19 protein-coding genes are annotated in these 20216 nt (G+C 74.0%); 13 read left to right on the forward strand and 6 right to left on the reverse strand.

From position 1 onward, the window contains the following. The first annotated feature begins 2 nt into the window (after positions 1–2). From ACF1BN_RS21205 to ACF1BN_RS21225, 5 genes are all read left to right on the forward strand, one after another. Positions 3–2621, forward strand: a complete 2619-nt coding sequence (locus tag ACF1BN_RS21205; RefSeq protein WP_392333123.1) for a beta-glucosidase — start codon at positions 3–5, stop codon at positions 2619–2621. 173 nt (positions 2622–2794) lie between these two features. Beyond that, on the forward strand, positions 2795–4075 hold the full coding sequence (locus ACF1BN_RS21210) for an extracellular solute-binding protein (protein WP_392333124.1): 1281 nt from the start codon (positions 2795–2797) through the stop codon (positions 4073–4075). Positions 4076–4204: 129 nt separating this feature from the next. Then, the gene (locus ACF1BN_RS21215) at positions 4205–5179 is read left to right on the forward strand and encodes a carbohydrate ABC transporter permease (RefSeq protein ID WP_392333125.1); all 975 of its coding nucleotides are present in this window, start codon (positions 4205–4207) and stop codon (positions 5177–5179) included. A 3-nt stretch (positions 5180–5182) separates the two neighbouring features. Continuing rightward, a complete protein-coding gene (locus ACF1BN_RS21220) occupies positions 5183–6052 on the forward strand; it encodes a carbohydrate ABC transporter permease (RefSeq protein WP_392333126.1) in 870 nt (289 codons plus the stop codon). Positions 6053–6228: 176 nt separating this feature from the next. After that, a complete protein-coding gene (locus tag ACF1BN_RS21225) occupies positions 6229–8097 on the forward strand; it encodes an RICIN domain-containing protein (RefSeq protein ID WP_392333127.1) in 1869 nt (622 codons plus the stop codon). A 106-nt stretch (positions 8098–8203) separates the two neighbouring features. Here the strand turns inward: ACF1BN_RS21225 and ACF1BN_RS21230 are convergent, their stop codons facing one another. Both ACF1BN_RS21230 and ACF1BN_RS21235 read right to left on the reverse strand, forming a co-directional pair. Beyond that, a complete protein-coding gene (locus ACF1BN_RS21230) occupies positions 8204–8875 on the reverse strand; it encodes an SAM-dependent methyltransferase (protein ID WP_392333128.1) in 672 nt (223 codons plus the stop codon). A gap of 116 nt (positions 8876–8991) precedes the next feature. Beyond that, entirely contained in the window at positions 8992–10812 is a 1821-nt protein-coding gene (locus ACF1BN_RS21235) for a nucleobase:cation symporter-2 family protein (protein ID WP_392333129.1), read from the reverse strand. 457 nt (positions 10813–11269) lie between these two features. Here ACF1BN_RS21235 and ACF1BN_RS21240 point away from each other — a divergent pair, with 457 nt between their 5' ends. The 4 genes from ACF1BN_RS21240 (at position 11270) to ACF1BN_RS21255 (ending at position 15323) form a co-directional block, all read left to right on the forward strand. Further along, a complete protein-coding gene (locus ACF1BN_RS21240; protein WP_392333130.1) occupies positions 11270–11998 on the forward strand; it encodes a helix-turn-helix domain-containing protein in 729 nt (242 codons plus the stop codon). Positions 11999–12315: 317 nt separating this feature from the next. Beyond that, positions 12316–13734, forward strand: coding sequence for a nucleobase:cation symporter-2 family protein (locus tag ACF1BN_RS21245; RefSeq protein ID WP_392333131.1), 1419 nt, complete (start codon positions 12316–12318; stop codon positions 13732–13734). A 194-nt stretch (positions 13735–13928) separates the two neighbouring features. After that, a complete protein-coding gene (locus tag ACF1BN_RS21250; protein WP_392333132.1) occupies positions 13929–14699 on the forward strand; it encodes a class I SAM-dependent methyltransferase in 771 nt (256 codons plus the stop codon). A 75-nt stretch (positions 14700–14774) separates the two neighbouring features. After that, positions 14775–15323, forward strand: coding sequence for a helix-turn-helix domain-containing protein (locus ACF1BN_RS21255; protein WP_392333133.1), 549 nt, complete (start codon positions 14775–14777; stop codon positions 15321–15323). A gap of 107 nt (positions 15324–15430) precedes the next feature. Here ACF1BN_RS21255 and ACF1BN_RS21260 read toward each other — a convergent pair whose 3' ends face one another. The 3 genes from ACF1BN_RS21260 to ACF1BN_RS21270 are packed head-to-tail and all read right to left on the reverse strand — an operon-like array spanning position 15431 to position 16937. Continuing rightward, a complete protein-coding gene (locus ACF1BN_RS21260; RefSeq protein WP_392333134.1) occupies positions 15431–15754 on the reverse strand; it encodes an Asp23/Gls24 family envelope stress response protein in 324 nt (107 codons plus the stop codon). Next, positions 15751–16371 (reverse strand): Asp23/Gls24 family envelope stress response protein, encoded by a 621-nt coding sequence (locus tag ACF1BN_RS21265; protein ID WP_392333294.1) that lies wholly within the window; start codon positions 16369–16371, stop codon positions 15751–15753. Before ACF1BN_RS21265 ends, ACF1BN_RS21260 begins: the two co-directional genes overlap by 4 nt. Next, positions 16368–16937: an RNA polymerase sigma factor gene (locus tag ACF1BN_RS21270; protein WP_392333295.1), complete on the reverse strand. Its 570-nt coding sequence runs from the start codon at positions 16935–16937 to the stop codon at positions 16368–16370. The genes ACF1BN_RS21265 and ACF1BN_RS21270 overlap by 4 nt, the downstream gene beginning before the upstream one ends. Before the next feature lie 191 nt (positions 16938–17128). On the opposite strand from ACF1BN_RS21270, the gene ACF1BN_RS21275 reads away from it, so the two are divergent. Genes ACF1BN_RS21275 through ACF1BN_RS21290 form a run of 4 tightly spaced genes read left to right on the forward strand, consistent with a single transcriptional unit; the run spans position 17129 to position 19292 of the window. Continuing rightward, the gene (locus ACF1BN_RS21275; protein WP_392333135.1) at positions 17129–17626 is read left to right on the forward strand and encodes an Asp23/Gls24 family envelope stress response protein; all 498 of its coding nucleotides are present in this window, start codon (positions 17129–17131) and stop codon (positions 17624–17626) included. A 52-nt stretch (positions 17627–17678) separates the two neighbouring features. Next, positions 17679–17861 (forward strand): hypothetical protein, encoded by a 183-nt coding sequence (locus ACF1BN_RS21280; protein WP_392333136.1) that lies wholly within the window; start codon positions 17679–17681, stop codon positions 17859–17861. Next, entirely contained in the window at positions 17858–18763 is a 906-nt protein-coding gene (locus tag ACF1BN_RS21285) for a DUF6286 domain-containing protein (RefSeq protein ID WP_392333137.1), read from the forward strand. Before ACF1BN_RS21280 ends, ACF1BN_RS21285 begins: the two co-directional genes overlap by 4 nt. Continuing rightward, complete coding sequence (locus ACF1BN_RS21290; protein ID WP_392333138.1) at positions 18756–19292, forward strand: hypothetical protein; 537 nt, start codon at positions 18756–18758, stop codon at positions 19290–19292. Before ACF1BN_RS21285 ends, ACF1BN_RS21290 begins: the two co-directional genes overlap by 8 nt. Before the next feature lie 150 nt (positions 19293–19442). Here ACF1BN_RS21290 and ACF1BN_RS21295 read toward each other — a convergent pair whose 3' ends face one another. After that, complete coding sequence (locus ACF1BN_RS21295; protein WP_392333139.1) at positions 19443–20210, reverse strand: class I SAM-dependent methyltransferase; 768 nt, start codon at positions 20208–20210, stop codon at positions 19443–19445. Between the last annotated feature and the right edge of the window lie 6 nt (positions 20211–20216).

The following is a 20216-nucleotide window of genomic DNA, read 5'->3' on the forward strand; positions in this document are numbered from 1 at the left end:
CCATGCCCGTCATGTCGCCCCCCGCCTCCGACCTCCCGGACCGGCTGGACCAAGGGGATGAGAGGCGCTGGGCCGAACTGCTCGGGAAGCTGGAGCCGGCCGAGAAGGTGCGCCTGCTGACGGGGGCCGGCCTGTGGACGCTGCCCTCGGAACCACGGCTCGGCCTCCACGCGGTGGTCACCTCCGACGGGCCGCAGGGCGTGCGGGGGACCGGCGAGGTGCCGGGGGAGACCGGTCTGCTGGCGCCGGCCCCGAGCGCGACCGCCGCCACCTGGGACACCGCCCTCGCCGAGCGACTGGGCCGGCTGTTCGCCGCGGAGGCGCGCCGCAGAGGCGTGGACGTGCTCCTGGCCCCGCTGGTGAACCTGCAGCGGACCCCGGTCGCCGGCCGGCACTTCGAGTGCCTGTCCGAGGACCCGCTGCTGTCCGGCGCGCTCGGCGCCGCCCTGGTGCGCGGGCTCCAGGACGAGGGTGTCGCGGCGTGCCTGAAGCACTTCGTCGCCAACGACTCCGAGACCGACCGCACCCGCTACCGGGCGCGGATCGACGCCCGCACGCTGCGGGAGGTCCACCTCGCGCCGTTCGAACGGATCGTGGCCGAGTCCGCGCCGTGGAGCGTGATGGGCGCCTACTCCGGACTCGACGACGGCACCGAGTCCGCGCCGGTCCTGGAGCACCGGCGGATCCTGCGCGGAGTGCTGAAGGACGAGTGGGGCTTCGACGGAGCCGTGATCAGCGACTGGGCCGCCACCCGGAGCGCCGCGCCCGCCGCCAACGCCGGCCTCGACCTCGTGATGCCGGGCCCCGACGGCCCATGGGGTGCCGCCCTCGTCGACGCGGTACGGCGCGGCGAGGTGGCCGAGTCCGTCATCGACGACAAGGTCCTGCGCCTGATGCGCCTCGCCTCCCGCGTCGGCAAGCTCACCGAACCCTGGACCCCGGGCGAGCAGCCCCCGCCGCTCCCCGCCGCCCCGGCTCCCGGGCCGGTCGGCGAGAGCGACTTCGCCGTCCTGCGCGAGGTCCTCACCCGTGGCACCGTCCTGTTGCGCAACGAACAGGCCCTCCTCCCGCTCGACGCCGAACGGCTCGGCAGCCTGGCGCTGATCGGCCCGAACGCCGTCGAGCCCTACCTCCAGGGCGGCGGCAGCGCCTACGTCCCCGCCGTCCGCACCGTCGGATACGCCGAAGGCCTCCGCGCCGCACTGCCCGACGGCGTCACCCTGACCGTCCACCGCGGCGGCTCCTCCCGGCGCCACGCCCCCTTCATCGACCCGGCCCGCCTCACCGGCCTGCACGCCGCCCACCTGACCGCCGACGGCACCCAGGTGGACGAGGAGGTCCGCCCCACGGGGAACTGGGGCTTCCTCCCCGTCTCCGACGACGTCAGCGACGTCGTCCTGACCGGACGGATCACGCTGGCCGAAGAGGGCACCCACACGCTGGAGTTCGGCTGCGCCGGACGCTTCACCGTCGCCCTGGACGACGACGTCGTGCACACCGGTACGGACGACCGGGGCGTCGAGCTGATCCTCGAATCCAGCCACAACCACCCCGCCACCCACCGCCACACCGTGCGGGTGGGGGCCACGCCGGTGGAACTCGCCCTGCGGATCGGACTCCGGGTCGTCGACGGCGAGGGCTACGGCCGCTTCGTCACCGCCCACCTGCGCCACCAGCCGCCCGGCCCGACGGTCGAGGACGAGATCGCCGAAGCCGTCGAGGCCGCCCGCGCGGCCGACGTCGCCGTCGTGGTCATCGGCACCAACGAGGAGATCGAGTCCGAGGGGTGGGACCGCCCCGACCTCGAACTGACCGCCCAGCAGCACCGCCTCGTCCGGGCGGTCGCCGCCGCCAACCCCCGGACCGCGGTCGTCGTCAACGCCGGCGCCCCGGTCCTGCTGCCCTGGGCCGACGAGGTCCCCGCCCTGCTGTGGCAGTGGCTGCCCGGCCAGGAGGCCGGGCACGCGCTCGCCGACGTCCTGCTCGGCCGCGCCGAACCCGCCGGCCGGCTGCCGTGGACGCTGCCCGCCCGCGCCGAGGACGTCCCCGTCCCCGACGCCGTCCCGGTCGACGGCGTCGTCGACTACCGCGAAGGCCGCCTCATCGGCCACCGCGCCTACGACCGCTCCGGCACCGCGCCCGCCTTCCCCTTCGGCCACGGCCTGGGCTGGACCACCTGGTCCTACGCCGCCGCCGAAGCCCCCGAGCCGTCCGTCCCCGCCTCACCGTCCCGCTCCGCGGGCGGGGACGGACTGCCCGTCACGGTGACCCTCACCAACACGGGCCCCCGCCGAGGACGGGAGATCGTCCAGGCCTATCTGGAGCGCCCCGCCACCTCGGGCGAGCCCGTCCGCGTCCTCGCCGGGTTCGCCGTCGCCGAGGCCGCGCCCGGCGAGACCACGACGGTCACCCTGACCGTCCCGTGGCGCTCCTTCCACACCTGGGACGACACCCACCACCGGTGGCGCCCGCGCACCGGGCCCGGCCGGCTGAGGATCGGCCGCTCCAGCCGCGACCTGCGCCTCGACCTCGACCTCGACCCGGATCTCCACCTCGGCCTCGACCTTGAGCTCGACACAGATGGCAGCGAGACCGGGCCGACGCCGGGCCCCGCCCGCTGAGCCCACCCCAGGCCGTCACGCCGAGGACCGAACGGGCCGACACCGGCCCGCCGCCCCCGCACCTCGCCCCCCCCGCACCTCGCCCACCCCGCCCTCGCCCCCCCGCACCTCGCCCACCCCTCGTACCGGGAGCCCCCGCGCCCGGCACACCCCCGCACACAGGAGTGATGAGCATGTCCCGTTCCGCCCGCGTCGCCAGAACCACCGCCGCCGGTCTCGCCGCCCTGCTCCTGGCCACCGCCTGCGGCCGGTCCGCCGACAGCGGACCCGACAAGCAGGCCGCCTCCCTCGGCGAGGGACCGGCCAAGGGCAAGGTCACCCTGTGGTCCATGGGCGACCCGGACCCGACCCTGGAGTCCCTGGCCAAGGAGTTCGAGCGGGGGAACCCCGACGCCGACATCCAGATCACCCCCATCCCCTGGGACGCCGCGCACGACAAGCTGACCACCGCGATCGCCGGCGGGAACGGCCCCGACGTCTCCCTGATCGGCTCCACCTGGATGGCCGAGATGGCCGCCATGAACGGCTTCGAGGCCACCCCGAAGGAAATCTCGCCCGCCGCCTTCTTCCCCGGCCAGTGGGAGACCACCACCTACAAGGACACCGCCTACGGAGTCCCCTTCATCGCCGACACCTCCGTGATCTACTACCGCACCGACATCGCCGCGAAGGCCGGTGTCACGCAGCCCTCCACCGACTGGAAGGGCTTCGCCGAGGACCTCAAGGCCATCCAGAGGACCGCCGGGAAGCAGAACCCGAAGCTGCGCCACGCCTCCGGCATGCAGACCGGGTTCAACGCCTGGCTGTTCTGGCTGCCGATGGTGTGGCAGGCGGGCGGCGACATCTACGACCCGAAGACCGGGACGTTCACCTTCGACACCCCCGAGGTCGCCGAGGCCCTCGCGTACTACGGCCGGATCTTCGAGGACAAGATGGCGCCGACGGACAAGACCGACGGCCGGCAGGGCTTCCACGACGGCCTGATCGCCACCCTCCAGCAGGGCGCCAGTGTCGGCGGCGCCCTCCGCAAGGACAGCCCCGAACTCGACGGCACCTGGCAGACCATGCCCCTCCCGGTCGGCAGGTCCGCCGCGGGCCTGGCCGGCGGCAGCGATCTGGCGGTGTTCAGGAGCAGCGACAACAAGGACGCCGCCTGGAAGTTCGTCCGCTTCCTCACCGACGACAAGAATCTCGCCACCTACGGCGCCGGCACCGGACAGCTGCCCGCCGCCGTCGGCGCCTGGAACGACGCGCGCATGACGGGCAACACCAAGCTCGCCGCCTTCCGCAAGCAGCTCGACGTCACCAAGGCCCCGCCGGCGCTCACCACCTGGCAGCAGATCGCCTCGGCCATCGACTCCGAGCTGGAGAAGCTCGCTCTCGGCAAGGCCACCACCCAGGACGTGCAGAAGGCGCTGCAGTCCAAGGCGACCTCCATAGGCACCGGACGCTGACACCGCCCCACCTGCCCCGCCGCGCCCCCGCTCCCTCGCCCCGCCCCACCTGCCTCACCCCACCTGCCTCACCCCGCCCCACCTTCCTCGCCTGCCCCGCCCCGCCCCGCAAGGACGGAACGAACCGCCATGTCCCCCACCCGGACCCCCGCGCCACCGCCCACCTCGACACCCGCCGCGAGGACGAAGGCCGCCGAGCGGCAGCCACGGCCCGAGCCCTCCTCCCGCGCGGCCCGCCGCCGGAGCCGCGCCGCGTGGACCCTCGCCCTGCCGTTCCTCGCCCTGTTCGCGGTGTTCACACTGCTGCCGGTCGCCTGGTCGCTGCTCATGAGCGTCACCGACACCAAGAGCGCCGACCTCCGGAGCCCGCTCGCCGTCGGCTTCGTCGGCCTCGACAACTACATCAAGCTCTTCCAGGACCCGGTGTTCTTCACCGCCCTGCGCAACACCGGCGTCTTCGTCCTGTTCGGCCTGCCGCTCACCCTGGCGGCGGGGCTGGCCGCCGCCGTCGTCCTCGACCGGGGCATCCGCCGCTTCCGGGCCGTCTTCCGCGTCGGGCTCTACCTGCCCGTCGTCACCAGCGTCGTCGCCATCGCCGTCGTGTGGAAGACCCTCCTGGAACCACGGTCCGGACTGGTCAACACGGCCCTCGGCTGGTTCGGCATCGACGGACCTGCGTGGCTGGCGGACACCCGCCTCGCCCTCCCCGTCATGATCGTCATGGCGGTGTGGCGCAACCTCGGCACCGTCATGATCATCATGCTGGCCGGACTCCAGGGCGTGCCGCGGTCCCTGACGGAGGCGGCCGAACTCGACGGGGCGGGTCCCTGGCAGCGGTTCCGGCGCGTCACCCTCCCCCTGCTGCGTCCCGCCCTGCTGCTCACCTCGCTGACGACCGGCATCGGCTACCTGCAGTTCTTCGACGAGCCGTTCGTGATGACGAGCGGCGGCCCGCTGGACTCCACGCTGTCCGCCACGATGTTCTCCTACCGCCAGTTCGGCTACGGCAACTACGACTACTCGTCAGCGGCCGGCTACGTCATCTTCATGCTCATCGCAGCCCTCACCGTGCTGCAGTTCCGCGTGATGCGGGAGAAGGACTGACCCATGGCCGTCACCGCTCCCACCGACCCCCGTGCCGCCCGCCGGCGGCGGATCCGGCAGCGCTGGGGCAATCCCTGGCTCTACCTGCCCATGACCGGCGCCCTGCTCGTCATGCTGCTGCCCTTCCTGTGGATGCTGTCCGGCTCCTTCAAGCCCGAGGCCGACATCCGCGCGGTGCCGCCGGTCCTCGTCCCCACGGATCCGACCACCGCGAACTACGCCGAACTGTTCGCCGGTCTCGACTTCCTCGGCATGTTCGCCAACTCCCTCGCCGTCGCCCTGGCCGTGACCGCCGGCAACCTGCTCTTCTGCTCGATGCTCGGGTACGCCCTGGCGAAGCTCGAGTTCCGCGGCCGCAAGGCGGTCTTCGCCCTGGTCCTGGCCACCCTCATGGTTCCCGGGCTCGTCACCTTCGTCCCGCTGTACGTCCTGACGACCCACCTCGGTCTCACGGACTCGCTGCTCGGCCTGATCCTGCCGTTCCTCGCCGCGCCCTTCGGCGTCTTCCTCATGCGCCAGTTCATCGGTTCGCTGCCCGACGAGCTCATCGACGCGGCCCGCATGGACGGCTGCGGTGAGCTCGCGATCTTCTGGCGGATCATCCTGCCGATGACCAAGCCCGCCCTGGCCGCCCTGGGCATCATCAGCTTCCTCGGGTCGTGGAACAACTTCCTGTGGCCCCTGGTCGTCGCCCAGAACGAGGAGCAGTACACGCTGCCCGTCGGCCTCGCCCTGGTCAGCAGCGGCCAGGACTTCACCCGGTACGGCGTCCTCCTCGCCGGCGCCGCCGTCGTCCTGATCCCTGTCCTGGCCGTCTTCCTCCTCTTCCAGCGCCACTTCATCGCGGGCATCGCCACCACCGGCCTGAAGTAGCCGCCTCCCTCCGATCTCCGGTCCGTCCCCGCGGGCACCCCTGTGCCCGCCCGGCGGACCGGGTGCACCACCTCGCGAGACCCCGGCCGTCCCTGTCAGGGCCCCGACGCACACACCGGGGCAGGCCGGCGCACCACACCTCGTCACAGGTCACCCCACCGAAGGAGAGCCGCAACGTGTCCATCCGGACGACCGCCAGAGCCCGCGCCGCGGGCGCGGCCCTGATCCTCGCCGTATCCGGCCTCGCCGCCACCGGCACCGGAACGGCCCAGGCCGCCGACCCCACCGCCCAGGTCTGGGTCACCACCGCCGACGGTTCCAGGAAGCTCGCATCCGAGACCGTCCCCTTCAACAGCTCGGCGCAGCCCGTCGACATCCGCGTCGACGCGCAGAGCAAAGGCCAGAAGTTCACCGGGGCCGGCGCCTCGATCACCGAAGCCTCCGCCCACCTCATCCAGAGCCTGCCCGTCGACAGGCGCGCCGAGCTGATGAGGTCGCTGTTCTCCACCACCGAGGGCATCGGCCTGAACTACCTGCGCCAGCCGCTCGGCTCGACCGACTTCAACTCCGGCGGCTTCTACACCTACGAGGACACCAAGGGCGCCTTCTCCCTAGCCCGCGACCAGCAGCAGATCATCCCGGTCATCAAGCAGGCGACCGCCCTCAACCCCTCGATCCGGTTCATGGGATCGCCCTGGTCGCCCCCGGCGTGGATGAAGACCGGCAACTCGCTCAACGGCGGCAGCCTCAGGACCGACCACTACCAGGCGTACGCGGACTACCTGGTCAAGGCGATCAAGGCGTACGGGCAGCAGGGCATCGTCCTCAGCGACCTCACCGTGCAGAACGAGCCCGAGTTCCCCACCACCTACCCGTCGATGTCGATGACCTCGTCCGAGCAGGCCGCCTTCCTGAAGGTCCTCGACCGGACGCTGACCGCCGGCGGGCTGCCGACCAACATCCTGGCGTACGACCACAACTGGGACCACCCGAACTACCCGGTCGAGGTCTTCGGCTCCACCCAGGGCATCCAGCGCGTCATCGGCGCGGCGTTCCACTGCTACGGCGGAGCCCCCTCCGCCCAGCAGCGGGTCGTCGACGCGGGCAAGCGGGTCTTCTTCACCGAGTGCTCCGGCACGGACTCCGCCGACACCTTCGCCGACACCCTCCAGTGGCACTCCGAGAACCTCGTCGTGCAGAACCTGCGCCACGGCGGCGAGACCGTCGTCAACTGGAACCTCGCCCTCGACCAGAACGGCGGCCCGCACCAGGGCCACTGCGCCAACCGGTGCAACGGCGTCGTCGAGATCGCGAACGGCAACGTGACCCGGGGCGCCGAGTACTACGTGCTGGGTCATGTCACCAAGTTCATCAAGCCCGGAGCCACTCGTGTCGGCTCCACCAGCCAGGGCGCCGGCGGCGTGCAGAACGTCACCTTCCAGAACCCCGACAACTCCTTCGCCACCTTCGTCGTCAACACCGCCTCCTCCTCCCAGCGCTTCTCGCTGACCGAGGGCGGCAAGACCCTCGCCTACACCCTCCCGGCCGGCGCGATCGCGACCGTCACCTGGACCGGCGGCGCCACCGGCCCCGACCCGAGCGGGCCCATCGACCCCGCCGCCTGGTACCGCGTCGTCAACGCCGGCAGCAACGCCTGCCTGGACGCCGCCGACTGGGGCACCGCTGACGGCACCGCCCTTCAGCAGTGGGCCTGCGGCACCGGCGGCAACCAGAAGTGGCAGCTGCGGCCCACCGGCGACGGCTACTACCAGGTCGTCAACCAGCACAACAACCGTGTCTGGGACGTCGACGGCGGCCCCGGCGCCACCGCCGACGGCACCAGGGTCCACCTGTGGACCTACGTCGCCGGCACCAACCAGCAGTGGCGCCCCGAGGCCACCGGCACCAGCGGCCAGTACCGCTTCGTCGCCCGCCACAGCGGCAAGTGCCTCGCCGTCACCGGCGGATCCACCGCCGACGGCGCCCGCCTGGTCCAGCGGTCCTGCGACACCTCCCAGGCCCAGAGGTTCTCCCTGACCGGCTGACCCCTCCGCGACACGGCACAGCGGGGCCCGGCACCACCGCCGGGCCCCGCACACCTCTGCCTCCCCACCCCCGCCACCCTGATCCGTCGGGCGCACCGGGGGAGTGTCAGGGGGTGGCTCGCACGATCACCAGCGAACCCTCGTAGGTCGGTCGGCGGCGGAGGTGTCCGAAGCGCTCGTCCCAGTCCCCGGACCGCAGTTCGCGGCGCAGCCGCGTGTCGAACTCCTCGCGGACCCGGTCGTCCACGAAGCTCCAGGCGGATCCCGCACGGCGGGCCGCCGGGTCGAGGAGCAGTTCGGGGCGGCCGTAGTAGGCCTCGTCGAAGGTGTCGGTGCAGTCGAGCGGGACGGGCACGCGCCGCACGGCGGCGGTTCCCCCGAGCGCGGCGGTCAGCTGACCGATCGCCGGGTGGCGGCGGGCTTCGAGGGCCAGCAGGTCGGGGGCGTACCGGTCGAGCCAGAAGTCGCGGACGCGCGAGGGGTCGGTGGCGAGGAGTACCACCGGTCCCCGGGTGACGCGGCGGAGCTCCCGCAGCCGGGAGCGGATGTCGGACAGATGGGGGGCGTCGCACAGCAGCGTCGACGCGTCGAACTCCTCGTCCTCGAAGGGGAGTCCGCTCGCGCCGTGATCCGGCAGCGCGTGTGCGTCGAGCACCGATCGGGCGGGACCGAGGGCTTCGGCGACGCTGCGGGCGATCCGCTCGTCCGGAGGGTGGTGCGGCGTCGTGCCGCAGGGGGCGCCGCCCGTGCCGATATGCGGGGCGGAAGCGGTGAGCATGCGGTGCTACCTCGTCTCATCGACTCGTCGACCGGGGGAGGGGTACGGGGCGCGGGCGGCGGCGGTGCGTCGTACTGCTCGTACCGCCGGCCGCGCGCGCCTCGGCCTGCCCGGTGCTACCCCGTGCCGCCGGGAGCGCCGGGGCCGCCGGCGTGCTGTCCGGTACCCGCCGCCGGAGCGGGGCCGTGTTCCGCCGACGGGTGGCCGGGGCCGTGCTGCCGCAGGTGGAGGGGGTGGAGCGGGCCGGGGAAGGAGGCGTCCTCGGAGGCTGCGGCCGCGCCGGGGCCTGCGGACGGGGAGGGCGACGGCGGAGGGAAGCCGTCGTCCCGCGACCGGGGGAGCGGGTCGGGGGCGACGCCGTCCGCGGGGCCGGTCACGTAGGGCCAGGCGAAGGCCGGCGCGGAGGGCGCCGTGCCGCTCGGCGCGTGGTCGCGGGCCGCGGCGCGCGGCGAGGGGGCGAACGGGGACCAGCCGGTGCGCGGGCCCGGCGCACCGACGGAGGTGCGCGCGCCGTCGAGAGCGGCCACCTGCTCCGGCGGGATCCCGTCGGGGTCCGCCTCCGTGCCGCGGCCCAGGTGGTTCAGGAGGTAGTTGAGGAGGACCGCGACGAGGCATCCGGCGGTGATGCCCGAGCCGAGCACGGTCGCCGCGGGCGCCGGGAGGCTGTCGTAGAAGTCCGGGTCGAGGACGGGGAACAGACCGAGGGCGAGGCTGACCGACACGATCAGGGCGTTGTGGCCGGTGCCCAGGGCCGCCCTCGCCAGGGTGCGGATGCCCGCGACGGCGACGGAGCCGAAGAAGACCACCCCCGCGCCGCCGAGGACGGGCAGCGGGACGAGTGCGACCAGCGACCCCAGGACGGGGACGAAACCCATCAGGACGAGGATGGCGCCGCAGAGCGTCACGACGTACCGGCTGCGGATCCGGCTGAGCGCGACCAGGCCCACGTTCTGGGCGTACGCCGTGCTGGTGAAGGCGCCGAGGACGCCGCCGAGGGCGGTGGCCAGCCCGAGGGCGCGGAGACTGCCGGCGATGGTCTTGTCCTGCGTCGGGCGTTCGGTCACGGCGCCCAGCGCCAGCAGCGCGGCGGTGGACTCCATCATGGACACGATCATGACGACCACGGCGGTGGCGATCACCGTGGGCACGAACTGCGGTGCGCCGAAGCCGAAGGGTGTCGGCAGGGCGAACAGCGGTGCCTGAGTGAGCGGGTCGAGGTCGACCTTGCCCAGCGGGACGGCGATCAGGGTGCCGGCCAGCATCCCGATCAGAATCGCGACGCGGCCGAGGAAGCGACCGGAGAGCGCGCGGTGGACGGTCAGGGTGATGACGAGGGTCGCCGCCGCCAGGGCCAGGTCGGCGGGGGAGCCGAAGCCGGGGGCCTCCGGGTCGCCGCCGCGGACCCAGGTGCCGGCCACCGGCAGCAGGGAGAGGCCGACGAGGGTGATGACGCAGCCGCTGACGACGGGCGGGAAGAACCTGACCAGCCGGCAGAAGACCGGGGCGAGCACGAGGCAGAGGACCCCGGTCACGAGCGTGGCGCCGAAGATCGCCGGGAGGGCGTCGTCGGCCCCCCGCGCGGCGGCGGTGGCGAGCGCCGGGGAGACCACGGCGAACGAGACCCCGTTGACCAGGGGGAGCCGTGCGCCGACCCCGAGGACGCCGAGCGTCTGGGCGATGGTGCCCAGGCCGGCGATCAGCAGGGCCGCGGCGAGGAGGGCCGACAGCTGGGCCGGGGTCAGCCCCAGGGCGCTGCCGATGATCAGGGGTGGAGCGGTCAGGCCCGCGTACATGCTCGCGACGTGCTGGAGCGCGGCGGGCAGCAGGCGGCGGGCGGGAAGGGTCTCGTCGACGGGATGCGGAGAGGAGGACGGGAGGGGCTCGTCGACCGGGTACGGAGAGGAGGACGGCGGGGGAACGGCGGCGCGGGGCAGCAAGGCGGGTCCTAGGGACACGGCCCGGGGGCAGGGACTGCCGTGGGCGTGCGGGCAGGGATGACCGGCGCCGGGGGACGGCCCGAACCGGGGTGCGGCCTTCCGGGCACGCCGCGTGGGGTGGGCGACGGCGACCGGTGGTTTCGCATGACGGAATTGGTTTTCCGCTGTGGACGGGACGGGACTTTATGACCCGCCCCATCCCTCGTCAACTCCCCCAAGAAGTCCCTCCAGTTCCCGCGGAAGTCTGGAGGAAACGCCAGTAGCCGACGACCCGAACCCCACCCTCCCGCACGGCAGATACCGCGAACCGCGAGGTCAACAGGGGTCCGCGCCCTGGGGTCATCGGACGAACCCCTCGCTCCCGCCCCCTCGGAACCCTCGCGGCGCCCTCACAGGACCCCCGTCCGAAGCTCCCGGCCCTTGGCCAGGACCCGTCCGGTCCCTACGGTGTCCCGCTATGCCACCCGCAGACGATCCCTACGCCCTGCCCCCCTTCGCCCCGGCCCGCGCCGCGGCGGTCCGCGACCAGCTCGGCCTGACGACCGGCCAGGTCGCCTGGGCCGTCGCCGCCTACTGCGGCTCACCCGTGCACCCCGAACTCGTCAGAGCCTGGGAGACCGGCACCGCCACACCCGAGAACATCCACGTCAAAGCCCTCGCCGCCGCCCTCTGGTGCTCCCCGGCCGACCTCGTCGGAGAAGCCACCACGCTCGCCCAGTGCCGTACCGTCGCCGGACTCACCCTGAACGAGACGGCCGCCGCGCTCGGCATCACCCGCGACCAGTGGGAGAAGGCGGAACGCCGCAACCGCTGGCAGGGCACACCCGCCCAGACCCAGGCCCTCCTCAGGACCCTCTGTCCGCCGCCGCCCTGCTTCGTCGCCGCCTGCGGCCGATCCGAGCAGCTCCGCGTCCTGCTCAGGGAGGCCGTCACGACCTGGTGGCCCACCTACGTCGGCCCCCTCGCGCGCATCGTGCCGCTCGACCCGGCCGTCCTGCGCCACGTCCTCGAACGCCTCCACCTCACCTACCAGCGCTGGGAGGGCGCGACCGGCGGCCGGGCCCAGCAGGCGGTCCAGGCCGAGGCACGGGCCGCCGACTTCCTCGAACACATCGACCAGCACCTCTGGCAACACCTCCGCGAGGTGCTGCACTTCGCCGGACACCCGGGCCGCTCCACCCCTTGACACCCGCGCCGCACCGTGAGGAACTGTTCCGACTTCGCCGGACGGAGTGACCCCGCATCACGGACAGATGCGCGGCGCCGGCCGAGGGAACCCCAGGACTCCCGGGACACGAATCCCCCTCCTGACGACTCCCCGGCCTTCTTCACTCCCCGCTCTCCGGCCGCGGCCCCCGCAGGATCGACGGCCCTCCCGCCGCGCCCTCGACGCCGCGTCCTTCCCCGTACCACCCGCACCCGCGGAGCCGCGCGTCCCGGACGCCGGCTCTCCCCGAGGGCTGCCCGCGTTCCCCCGGGAACGCCGCCGCCAGGAGGCACGACATGCCGGAAACCCCTTCCGCCCCGGAACCGACGAAGACCGAGGCGGGAACCGATGCCCGTCCGGACACACCCGCCAGACCGGACGACACGCATCCGGTCGACCAGATGCTGCCCCCGCTGAAGCTGTTCAGCGCCGGACTGCAGCACGTCGCCGCCATGTACGCCGGGGTCGTCGCGCCCCCGCTGGTCGTCGGCATCGGCGTCGGCCTGTCCACCGCCGACATCGCGTTCCTCATGAGCGCGAGCCTGTTCACCTCGGGCATCGCCACGCTCCTGCAGACGCTCGGCTTCTGGAAGGTCGGAGCGCGGCTCCCGTTCGTCAACGGCGTCTCCTTCGCCGGCGTCGCGCCGATGCTCGCGATAGCGAAGGCCGAGGGCCCCGAGGACGCCCTGCCCGTCATCTACGGCGCCGTGATCGTCGCCGGCGTCTTCGGATTCCTCCTCGCCCCCTTCTTCTGCAAACTGATCCGCTACTTCCCGCCCGTCGTCACGGGCACCGTCATCACCCTCATCGGCGTCTCCCTGCTGCCCGTCGCCTTCAACTGGGCCCAGGGCGGCAACTCCCAGGCACCCGACTACGGCAGCCTCAAGTACATCGGCCTCGCCACCGCCACCCTGCTGATCACCGTGATCCTGCGCCGACTCCTGACGGGTTTCCTCAAGCAGATCTCCATCCTGCTGGGACTCGTCGCCGGCACCCTGATCTCCCTGCCGCTGGGCGTCGCCGACTTCAGCTCCGTCGGCGACGCCGACATCATCGGACTCCCCACCCCGTTCCACTTCGGAGCACCGCAGTTCGCCGCCGCCGCGATCATCTCCATGTGCATCGTGATGCTCGTGTCGATGACCGAGTCCACCGCCGACGTCCTCGCCCTCGGCGAGATCGTCGACAAGCCCGCCGACGAGAAGACCCTCGCCGCCGCGCTTCGCGCCGACGGCCTCGGCACCGCGATCAGCCCGCTCTTCAACGGCTTCGCCGCCAGCGCCTTCGCCCAGAACGTCGGCCTCGTGGCGATCACCAAGGTACGCAGCCGCTTCGTCGTCGCCGCAGCCGGTGGCATCCTCCTCCTGCTCGGCCTGTGCCCCCTCCTCGCCTCCGTCGTCGCCCTCATCCCCCAGCCCGTCCTCGGCGGAGTCGGCATCGCCCTCTTCGGCACCGTCGCCGCCAGCGGCATCCAGACCCTCGCCGGAGCCGCCCTCGAACGCGGCGACAACGTCCTCATCGTCGCCATCTCCCTTGGCGCCGGCATCATCCCCATCGCCGCCCCGGACTTCTACCACTCCTTCCCCGAGGGCGCCCGCATCGTCCTCGACTCCGGCATCAGCACCGGCTGCGTGGTCGCCGTCCTCCTCAACCTCGCCTTCAACCACCTCGGCGGGAAGACCGACCCCGCCCCGGAGACACTGCCCCACCACTGACGCCACCGGCCCGGGCCGCCCCCTCACCGAGGGAGCGGCCCGGACCGCTGGCCGCCCCGCACGCACGCCCACCGCACCGCGCCGCCGCCCCGCGCGCCCGCCACCCCGCCGCGCCCGGGGCGCGGAAGCGGCGCCACCCGCCCCGGACCCGGAATCGCCCCCCACCGCAGGGCCGTCCGGGCCACGATGGCCTCATGACGGCTCCCACCCACACCGCTCGGGCCCACTCCTTCAACGCGGCCGCCGCCCAGTACGCCGCGAACCGCCCCTCCTACCCACCCGCCCTCCTCGACGCGATCGAGGAACACACGGGCCGCCCCCTGCGCGGCGCCCGCGTCGCGGACATCGGCGCCGGCACGGGCCTGGCGACCGCGCTGCTGCACGCCCGGGGCGCGGACGTCGTCGCCGTGGAACCCGGCTCCGGTATGGCGGCGGAACTCCGCCGTACGCATCCCGCCATCCCCCTCGTCCGAGGCGACGGCAACCGCCTCCCCCTCGCCTCCGCCTCCGTCGACCTCCTCACCTACGCCCAGTCCTGGCACTGGACCGACCCCGACCGATCCGTCCCGGAGGCACTGCGCGTGGTGCGTCCCGGTGGCGCGATCGCGCTGTGGTGGAACACGAGCCCCGCGGACATCCCCTGGATCGCCGAGGCGGGTGCCCGCCAGGCCGCGCACTTCGGCATCGACGTCGAGGCGGGCGGGAAGCCCGGCTCGCACGCCGACGCCGCCGACCCAGAAGGCCGCCTGGGCCTCGTCCCCCGCACCCTGCGCTGGAGCCGCCGCGTCCCCCTCGCCACCCATCTGGCGAACCTCGGCAGCCACTCGCTCTTCCTCGTCGACTCCGAGGAACGCCGCACCGCCTACCTCGCCGAGGAACGCGAGCACCTGGCGAAGGTCTTCCCCGACGGCGTCGTCGAGGAGACCTACGACGTCGACCTGCTGATCGCCCGCACCGCGCCCTGACCTCACGGCTCGGGCGTTCGGGTGAACCGTCTCGATCACGCGTCACGAGGCGGACAGGCGGATTGTCACATCGGTATGACAACAGCGCAGCAGGTCTTCCCCCATCAGATTCCCCGCCCCGCCACCACGGCCTCCCCGCGCCGCCCGGGACAGCTGCCCGATCCGGGCGAGCGGCGCCGACTGCGCGAGCAGTGGGGCCTCTCGACCCGGCAGGTGGCCCAGGCGTTCGGCGTGACACCGGCCACGGTCCGTTCCTGGGAGCGCGGGCGTTCGACACCCCGGGGCGGGCGCAAGGAGGCCTACCGCCGGTTCCTCGCGGGACTGGCCCAGCACGGCGCCGCCGGTGCGGGAACCCCCGACGGGTCCGCGAGCCGTGTGCGGCGCCCGAAGGACCGCCCCCCGCTTCGCGCGCGGACGCGGCCGGCCGCCCCCACCACGGACGGAACGTCCCGCCGGCCGCAGGGCCCCGCCGGGCCCGCGTCGCCCTGGGTGCGGCCCGTCGGCCGCGGCGGGCCCGACCCCGTGGCACCCGCGCGGATCCGGCGCCTGCGGCTGCTCGGCGCCGCGGCCTGCGTGTGGTCGCTCGCCTGGTGGGTCGTCCTCACCTGCCCACCCCCGCTCTAGCGACGGTGGGTCGTCCTCACCTGCCCACCCCCTCTCCAGCGACAGGGACCCACGGGCGTGACGGGGACTCCCCGCCGCACCCGTGGGCCCCCGGTGCGGCGGAGGGCTCATACGATGCCGGTGACGTTCACCCGCACCACCTCCGGCGGAGCCGCCGCCGCGACGGCGGCCGCGGCCCGGACGGCCCGGGCGGTCCGCGCCGCCTGATGCTGCTCCCGTACGACGACGTCGACACGCAACCCGCTCACCGCCCCGCCGGGATCGAGACTGACGGACACCGACGCACCGGGAGTCCCGCCGGGGGCGGCCGCGCCGGTCACGGAGGCCCGCAGCAGACCGCGCAGGCCCGGCCGGAGGCACGCCACACCGGGCACGCCCAGGACGGCCTCGGCGACCGCCTCGGAGAGGAGCTGCGCCTGTCGGGTCTTCATGTCCGGTGCTCCCGCGGTCGGTCGTGAGGGTCGTGGAGGTCGGTGACCATGACGTCGAAGGCGGAGACGGCCAGGCCGATGCGCTCCCGGGCGGCGCGGGCCAGGCCCTCGCGGACCGCTTCGGTGGTGGACCGCAGATCGCGGCCGTACTCGACGGTGATGGCGATCCGCACACCGACCGGGCCGCGCCCCGGGCTGACTCGGCTGCCCTGCGGGGTGACGCGGCAGCTCCCGGCCCGGACACCGGGTACCTCCTCGGCCGCCGCGCGCAGGGTGCGCGCCGCGACGGACTCGTAGATCCAGCTGTCCTCGTCGGACTCGCCGAGCGGAAGGTCGCGTCCCGGGCGCAGTTCCAGCCGGACCACGTCCATGACGCGCTGGACCAGGGCGGACGTGTCGAGGTCGGCCGGCGGCGTCCCGGTCGCGAAGGGCAGGGCCGCGGCCCGCAGGCGTTCGAGGTCGGCCACGGCCTGCGAACAGTAGGCGCACGTGAGGGTGTGGAGGTCGTCGGCGGGCGCGAGGCTCGCCTGTTCCCACACGGCGGCCAGGTCCCGGCCGCACGCCAGGAGTTCGAGGTCCTCGTCGTCAGGGTTCCCGCGGGGAGGGGGGGTGCTCATCGCCACGCGGCCATCGCCTCCATCAGCACGCGCCGGGCCCGGAACACGCGGGCTCGGACCGCCTCGGGTCTGATCCCCACCGCCTGGCCGATCGCCTCGTAGGGCTGCCCTTCGACCTCCCGCAGCACCCAGCAGACCCGCTGCTCCGCGGAGAGCGCGTCCATGGCCTGGGCGAGGTCGCGCACGGCGGCGTGCGATTCGGCGGCGCGGGCGGGCGAGGAGCGATGGTCCGGAGCGGCGGGCTCGGCGACCGCGTCGAGGTCGGCGGCGGGTCTGCGGGACCGCAGCAGGGTCAGACAGCGATTGGTGACGATGCGATGCAGCCAGGTCGCGAACCCCGCGTCGCCCCGGTACTCGGGAAGGCTGCGCCACGCGCTGACGAAGGCGTCCTGGACGGCGTCCTCCGCTTCGGCGCGACTGCCCATCAGGCGCTCGGCGAGCTGGAGCATGGCGCCCGAATGGCTTCGTACCAGCATCTCGAACGCCTCCTCGTCCCCCTCGGCCGCCCTGACGGCGAGCAGCCGGCCTCCGGGATCAGCCGTCTCGCCGTACACGTCCGGGCTCAACGGACTCCACCGAGCACTCACGCGCGGGCTCCTTCCAGCCTCCACCGCATTGACAGCGCTCGCCGCGGTTTCGTTACGCCCGGGCGATTCGCACTGTTGTCCCGCACGTCCACGGAAGAGCTGCGTAACGAACGGCCCTCCGGCGCTGTCAAAGGAGTGCCGCCACACAAGGACGAGTCCAGGGAGCAGAGATGACCCTCACGCAGGAGAAGACCCCGACCCGACACGCTCACGCCGACGGGACCGCGACCGCGACCGGGAGCGGGGGAGGAGCGGGGCGCACCGAGGTGACCGAGCCCGCCGGGACGCGGGGCAGGACGGTGATCGCCGACGCCGTGGTCGTCAAGATCGCCGGCCGTGCGGCACGGGAGGTCCCCGGCGTCCACGACATGGGCGGCGGTCTGTCACGCACGCTGGGTGCCGTACGGGACCGGGTGCCCGGCGGGCGCCCGCAGCTGGGGCGCGGGGTGAAGGTGGAGGTCGGCGAACGACAGGCGGCCATCGACGTCGAACTGGTCGTGGAGTACGGCGTCCCGGTGCCCGATGTCGCCCGCGACGTCCGCGAGAACGTGATCGGCGCCGTGGAGCGGATCACCGGCCTGGAGGTCGTGGAGGTGAACATCGCCGTCACCGACGTCCACCTGCCCGGCGACGACCGGGACGAGCCCGCCGACACCCGGGTGGCGTGATCCCCGCGCCACCGACCCCGCACGAACTCCTCGACAGGAAAGGCAGGCAGCCGTGGGCAAGGACGCTCTGGGGCTGATCGGTGGGATGGCGCTGGGATTCGCCGGCTGGTTCGGGGGGTTCGGTGCCTTCCTCCTGGTCGCCGTCCTCGGCGGGCTCGGCTACGCGGCCGGCGGGTTCCTGGAGCGGGGCGGCGACCCCCGCGACCTCCTCACCGCCGACCGCGGGCGACGATGAGCGGCCCCCGACGGGGCGTCACCACCGTGACCGACCGCGTCACGGCCCGGATCGCCCGGCAGGCCGCCGCCGAGGCCACCGCTCCGCTCGGCGGACACGTGCTGAGCAGCAGCGCGAGCAGGACCGGTCGCTCCGTCGAGGTGGCGGTCGCGGTGGACCTGCCGCTCTCGGCACCCGCCGACGCGGACCGCATGGCCCGCCTCCGGAACCACCTCGTCCACCGGACCGGCGAGTTGACCGGGCAGGTCATCGCGCCCGCCCGGATCCGGATCCGCGCGCTCGGCGTCGACCCGCCGAGCGCCCAGCCACCGCCTCGGGACACGGCACCGCCGCCGCTCACGGTGCGCGGGTCCTGGTCCCGGCGGCGACCGGCCACCGCGTGCCTGGCCCTCGCCCTGGCCGGGGTGAGCGGACTGCTGCTGTGGACCGCGACGTCCTGGCACCTCCCCGCCGTCCCCGCGCCGCCGTGGCCGCGCGTGGAAGACCTCGTGCGACGCGCCACCACCCCGGCCGTCGTACGCGACTGGGCCGTCCCCGCGGCGGCCCTGGCGGGAGCGTGGCTGATCCTGCTGGCCGCCACACCGGGCCGTTCCCGCGGGCTGCCCCTCGGCTGCGCGTCCCCGGCCCGCGCCCGGACGACCCGTAGGAGCGCGGCCCGTCTCGTACACGGGGCACTCCTCGACGTCCCCGGACTCCGCGTGCGCGGCGTCCGCTTCACCGCCCGCCGCGTCACCGTGCGGGCCGAAGCGGTCTTCGGCTCACCGGACGACACGCGCGACAAGGCGGTCGACGCCGTCGCCGCCGCCGTCGCGTCCCTGCCCCTGGCGCGCGGACCCGTCGTGCGCGTCGTGCTGAGGGAAGGCCGGACTCGGCGGCGCGAAGGGCGGGACGCCGATGGCTAGCCGTACGACCGCGGCCAACCGGGCGGTCCTCGCCCTCGCGGGGAGCGCGCTCCTCGCGACGGCGGCCGGCGCGGTCCGTTGGGGCGGACACGACGTTCTGCGCGCCGGGCTCCGGCACGCGGAGCGGACGGGACACGGGTACGCGGCCCTGGTGGTGGGCCTCCTGGGGACGGCCGCCGGGCTGGGAATCCTGGCTGCGCAGCTCCCGCGACGGGCGCCCCGGCGTCTGCCTCTCGCGGCACCCGGCTACGCGCTGGACCGCCGGGCGGTCCACCGGGCCGTCCGGGCCGGCTGCTCCGGGTTCCCGGGCGTCGTCCGGGCCCGTCCCCGCCTGACACGCAGGGGGCGGAGCCTGGAGCTCTCCCTCACCCTCCGGATCACCTGCGGGGCGGACCCGGGCGCCGTCCTCGCCCACGTCTCCACCGTGGTCCTCCCACCCGTCGAAGCCCTGCTCGCACCCCGCCGGACACGCTTCCGCATCCGCCTGAAGGTCGGGCGCCCCCGCCCCCGCCCTCGCAGGACCGCATGACGCGGCCCGACCCCGACCCCGGCCCCGGCGCCCGGTCCCAGCGTCCCTTCCCAGCGTCCGGCCACCTCCGCCTGGCACCGTTCTCTGCCTGGCACCGTCCTCCGCCTGCCACCGTCCTTTTGGCGCCGTCCGGACCGACCCGCCGGCCGCTCAGCTCCGGCGGACCGCGTACCCCAGATAGGTCACCAGCGGGCTGCCCCCGGGGTCGAGCACCATGTCGACCAGTTCCGGCAGCCGTTCGTCGGTCAGCGTGCCACGCCGGCGCCCGCGCGTGGCACGCACCAGGCTCCGGACGTCTCGCGGCTTGAACGCCGTCACGTCCCGCGAGGACAGCCCCGCCCGGTCCAGGGCGTCGGCGATCTCCGCCGGACGGCGCAGCCGATGCCCGGCGTAGCGCCCGCGCGGCATGATCCGAGTCCCGGGAAAGGCCTGGAAGGCGCCCAGATAGATCAGGCGGGACAGCGGAGTGCGGTTGACCGTGTCGTAGACGAAGACCCCGCCGGGACGCAGGACGCGCGCCGCCTCGGCGAGGACCGCGTCCGGCCGCTGGGTGATCTCCAGGGTGTCGGCGCAGTACAGGAGGTCGAACGACCCGTCCGGGAGCCCGAGTTCCTCCGCGGGCGCCGTCAGGTGGGCCACCCCCGGCCCGTTGTCGGCCGCCCGGGCGAGGGCCGTGGCGGCGGGGGAGGGGTCGGTGGCGACGACGTCGAGGCCGAGCCGGGCCAGGCCGTGGGCCAGAAGGCCGCGACCGCCGCCGACGACGAGCGCCCGGCCGCCGTCCGTCGCGAGCCCGGTGCGGGCCAGCACCTGCCGCAGGTAGGCGAGGCGCACGGACTGAAAGGTGACGGCCCGAATGTGGCGGCCGTCGACGGCCCCGGCGGCGTCCGTGTCGAGCGCGATGTGCGGGGCGATGACCATGCGGGG

It is taken from the genome of Streptomyces sp. NPDC014861 (genome assembly GCF_043081625.1).
GTDB lineage: Bacteria > Actinomycetota > Actinomycetes > Streptomycetales > Streptomycetaceae > Streptomyces.

Excerpts from the sequence above, each read along its gene's own strand:
- ACF1BN_RS21205 (WP_392333123.1), top strand. The coding sequence starts at position 3 with ATGCCCGTCATGTCGCCCCCCGCCTCCGACCTCCCGGACCGGCTGGAC.
- ACF1BN_RS21210 (WP_392333124.1), top strand. The coding sequence starts at position 2,795 with ATGTCCCGTTCCGCCCGCGTCGCCAGAACCACCGCCGCCGGTCTCGCC.
- ACF1BN_RS21215 (WP_392333125.1), top strand. The coding sequence starts at position 4,205 with ATGTCCCCCACCCGGACCCCCGCGCCACCGCCCACCTCGACACCCGCC.
- ACF1BN_RS21220 (WP_392333126.1), top strand. The coding sequence starts at position 5,183 with ATGGCCGTCACCGCTCCCACCGACCCCCGTGCCGCCCGCCGGCGGCGG.
- ACF1BN_RS21230 (WP_392333128.1), bottom strand. The coding sequence starts at position 8,875 with ATGCTCACCGCTTCCGCCCCGCATATCGGCACGGGCGGCGCCCCCTGC.
- ACF1BN_RS21240 (WP_392333130.1), top strand. The coding sequence starts at position 11,270 with ATGCCACCCGCAGACGATCCCTACGCCCTGCCCCCCTTCGCCCCGGCC.
- ACF1BN_RS21245 (WP_392333131.1), top strand. The coding sequence starts at position 12,316 with ATGCCGGAAACCCCTTCCGCCCCGGAACCGACGAAGACCGAGGCGGGA.
- ACF1BN_RS21250 (WP_392333132.1), top strand. The coding sequence starts at position 13,929 with ATGACGGCTCCCACCCACACCGCTCGGGCCCACTCCTTCAACGCGGCC.
- ACF1BN_RS21255 (WP_392333133.1), top strand. The coding sequence starts at position 14,775 with ATGACAACAGCGCAGCAGGTCTTCCCCCATCAGATTCCCCGCCCCGCC.
- ACF1BN_RS21260 (WP_392333134.1), bottom strand. The coding sequence starts at position 15,754 with ATGAAGACCCGACAGGCGCAGCTCCTCTCCGAGGCGGTCGCCGAGGCC.
- ACF1BN_RS21265 (WP_392333294.1), bottom strand. The coding sequence starts at position 16,371 with ATGAGCACCCCCCCTCCCCGCGGGAACCCTGACGACGAGGACCTCGAA.
- ACF1BN_RS21275 (WP_392333135.1), top strand. The coding sequence starts at position 17,129 with ATGACCCTCACGCAGGAGAAGACCCCGACCCGACACGCTCACGCCGAC.
- ACF1BN_RS21285 (WP_392333137.1), top strand. The coding sequence starts at position 17,858 with ATGAGCGGCCCCCGACGGGGCGTCACCACCGTGACCGACCGCGTCACG.
- ACF1BN_RS21290 (WP_392333138.1), top strand. The coding sequence starts at position 18,756 with ATGGCTAGCCGTACGACCGCGGCCAACCGGGCGGTCCTCGCCCTCGCG.
- ACF1BN_RS21295 (WP_392333139.1), bottom strand. The coding sequence starts at position 20,210 with ATGGTCATCGCCCCGCACATCGCGCTCGACACGGACGCCGCCGGGGCC.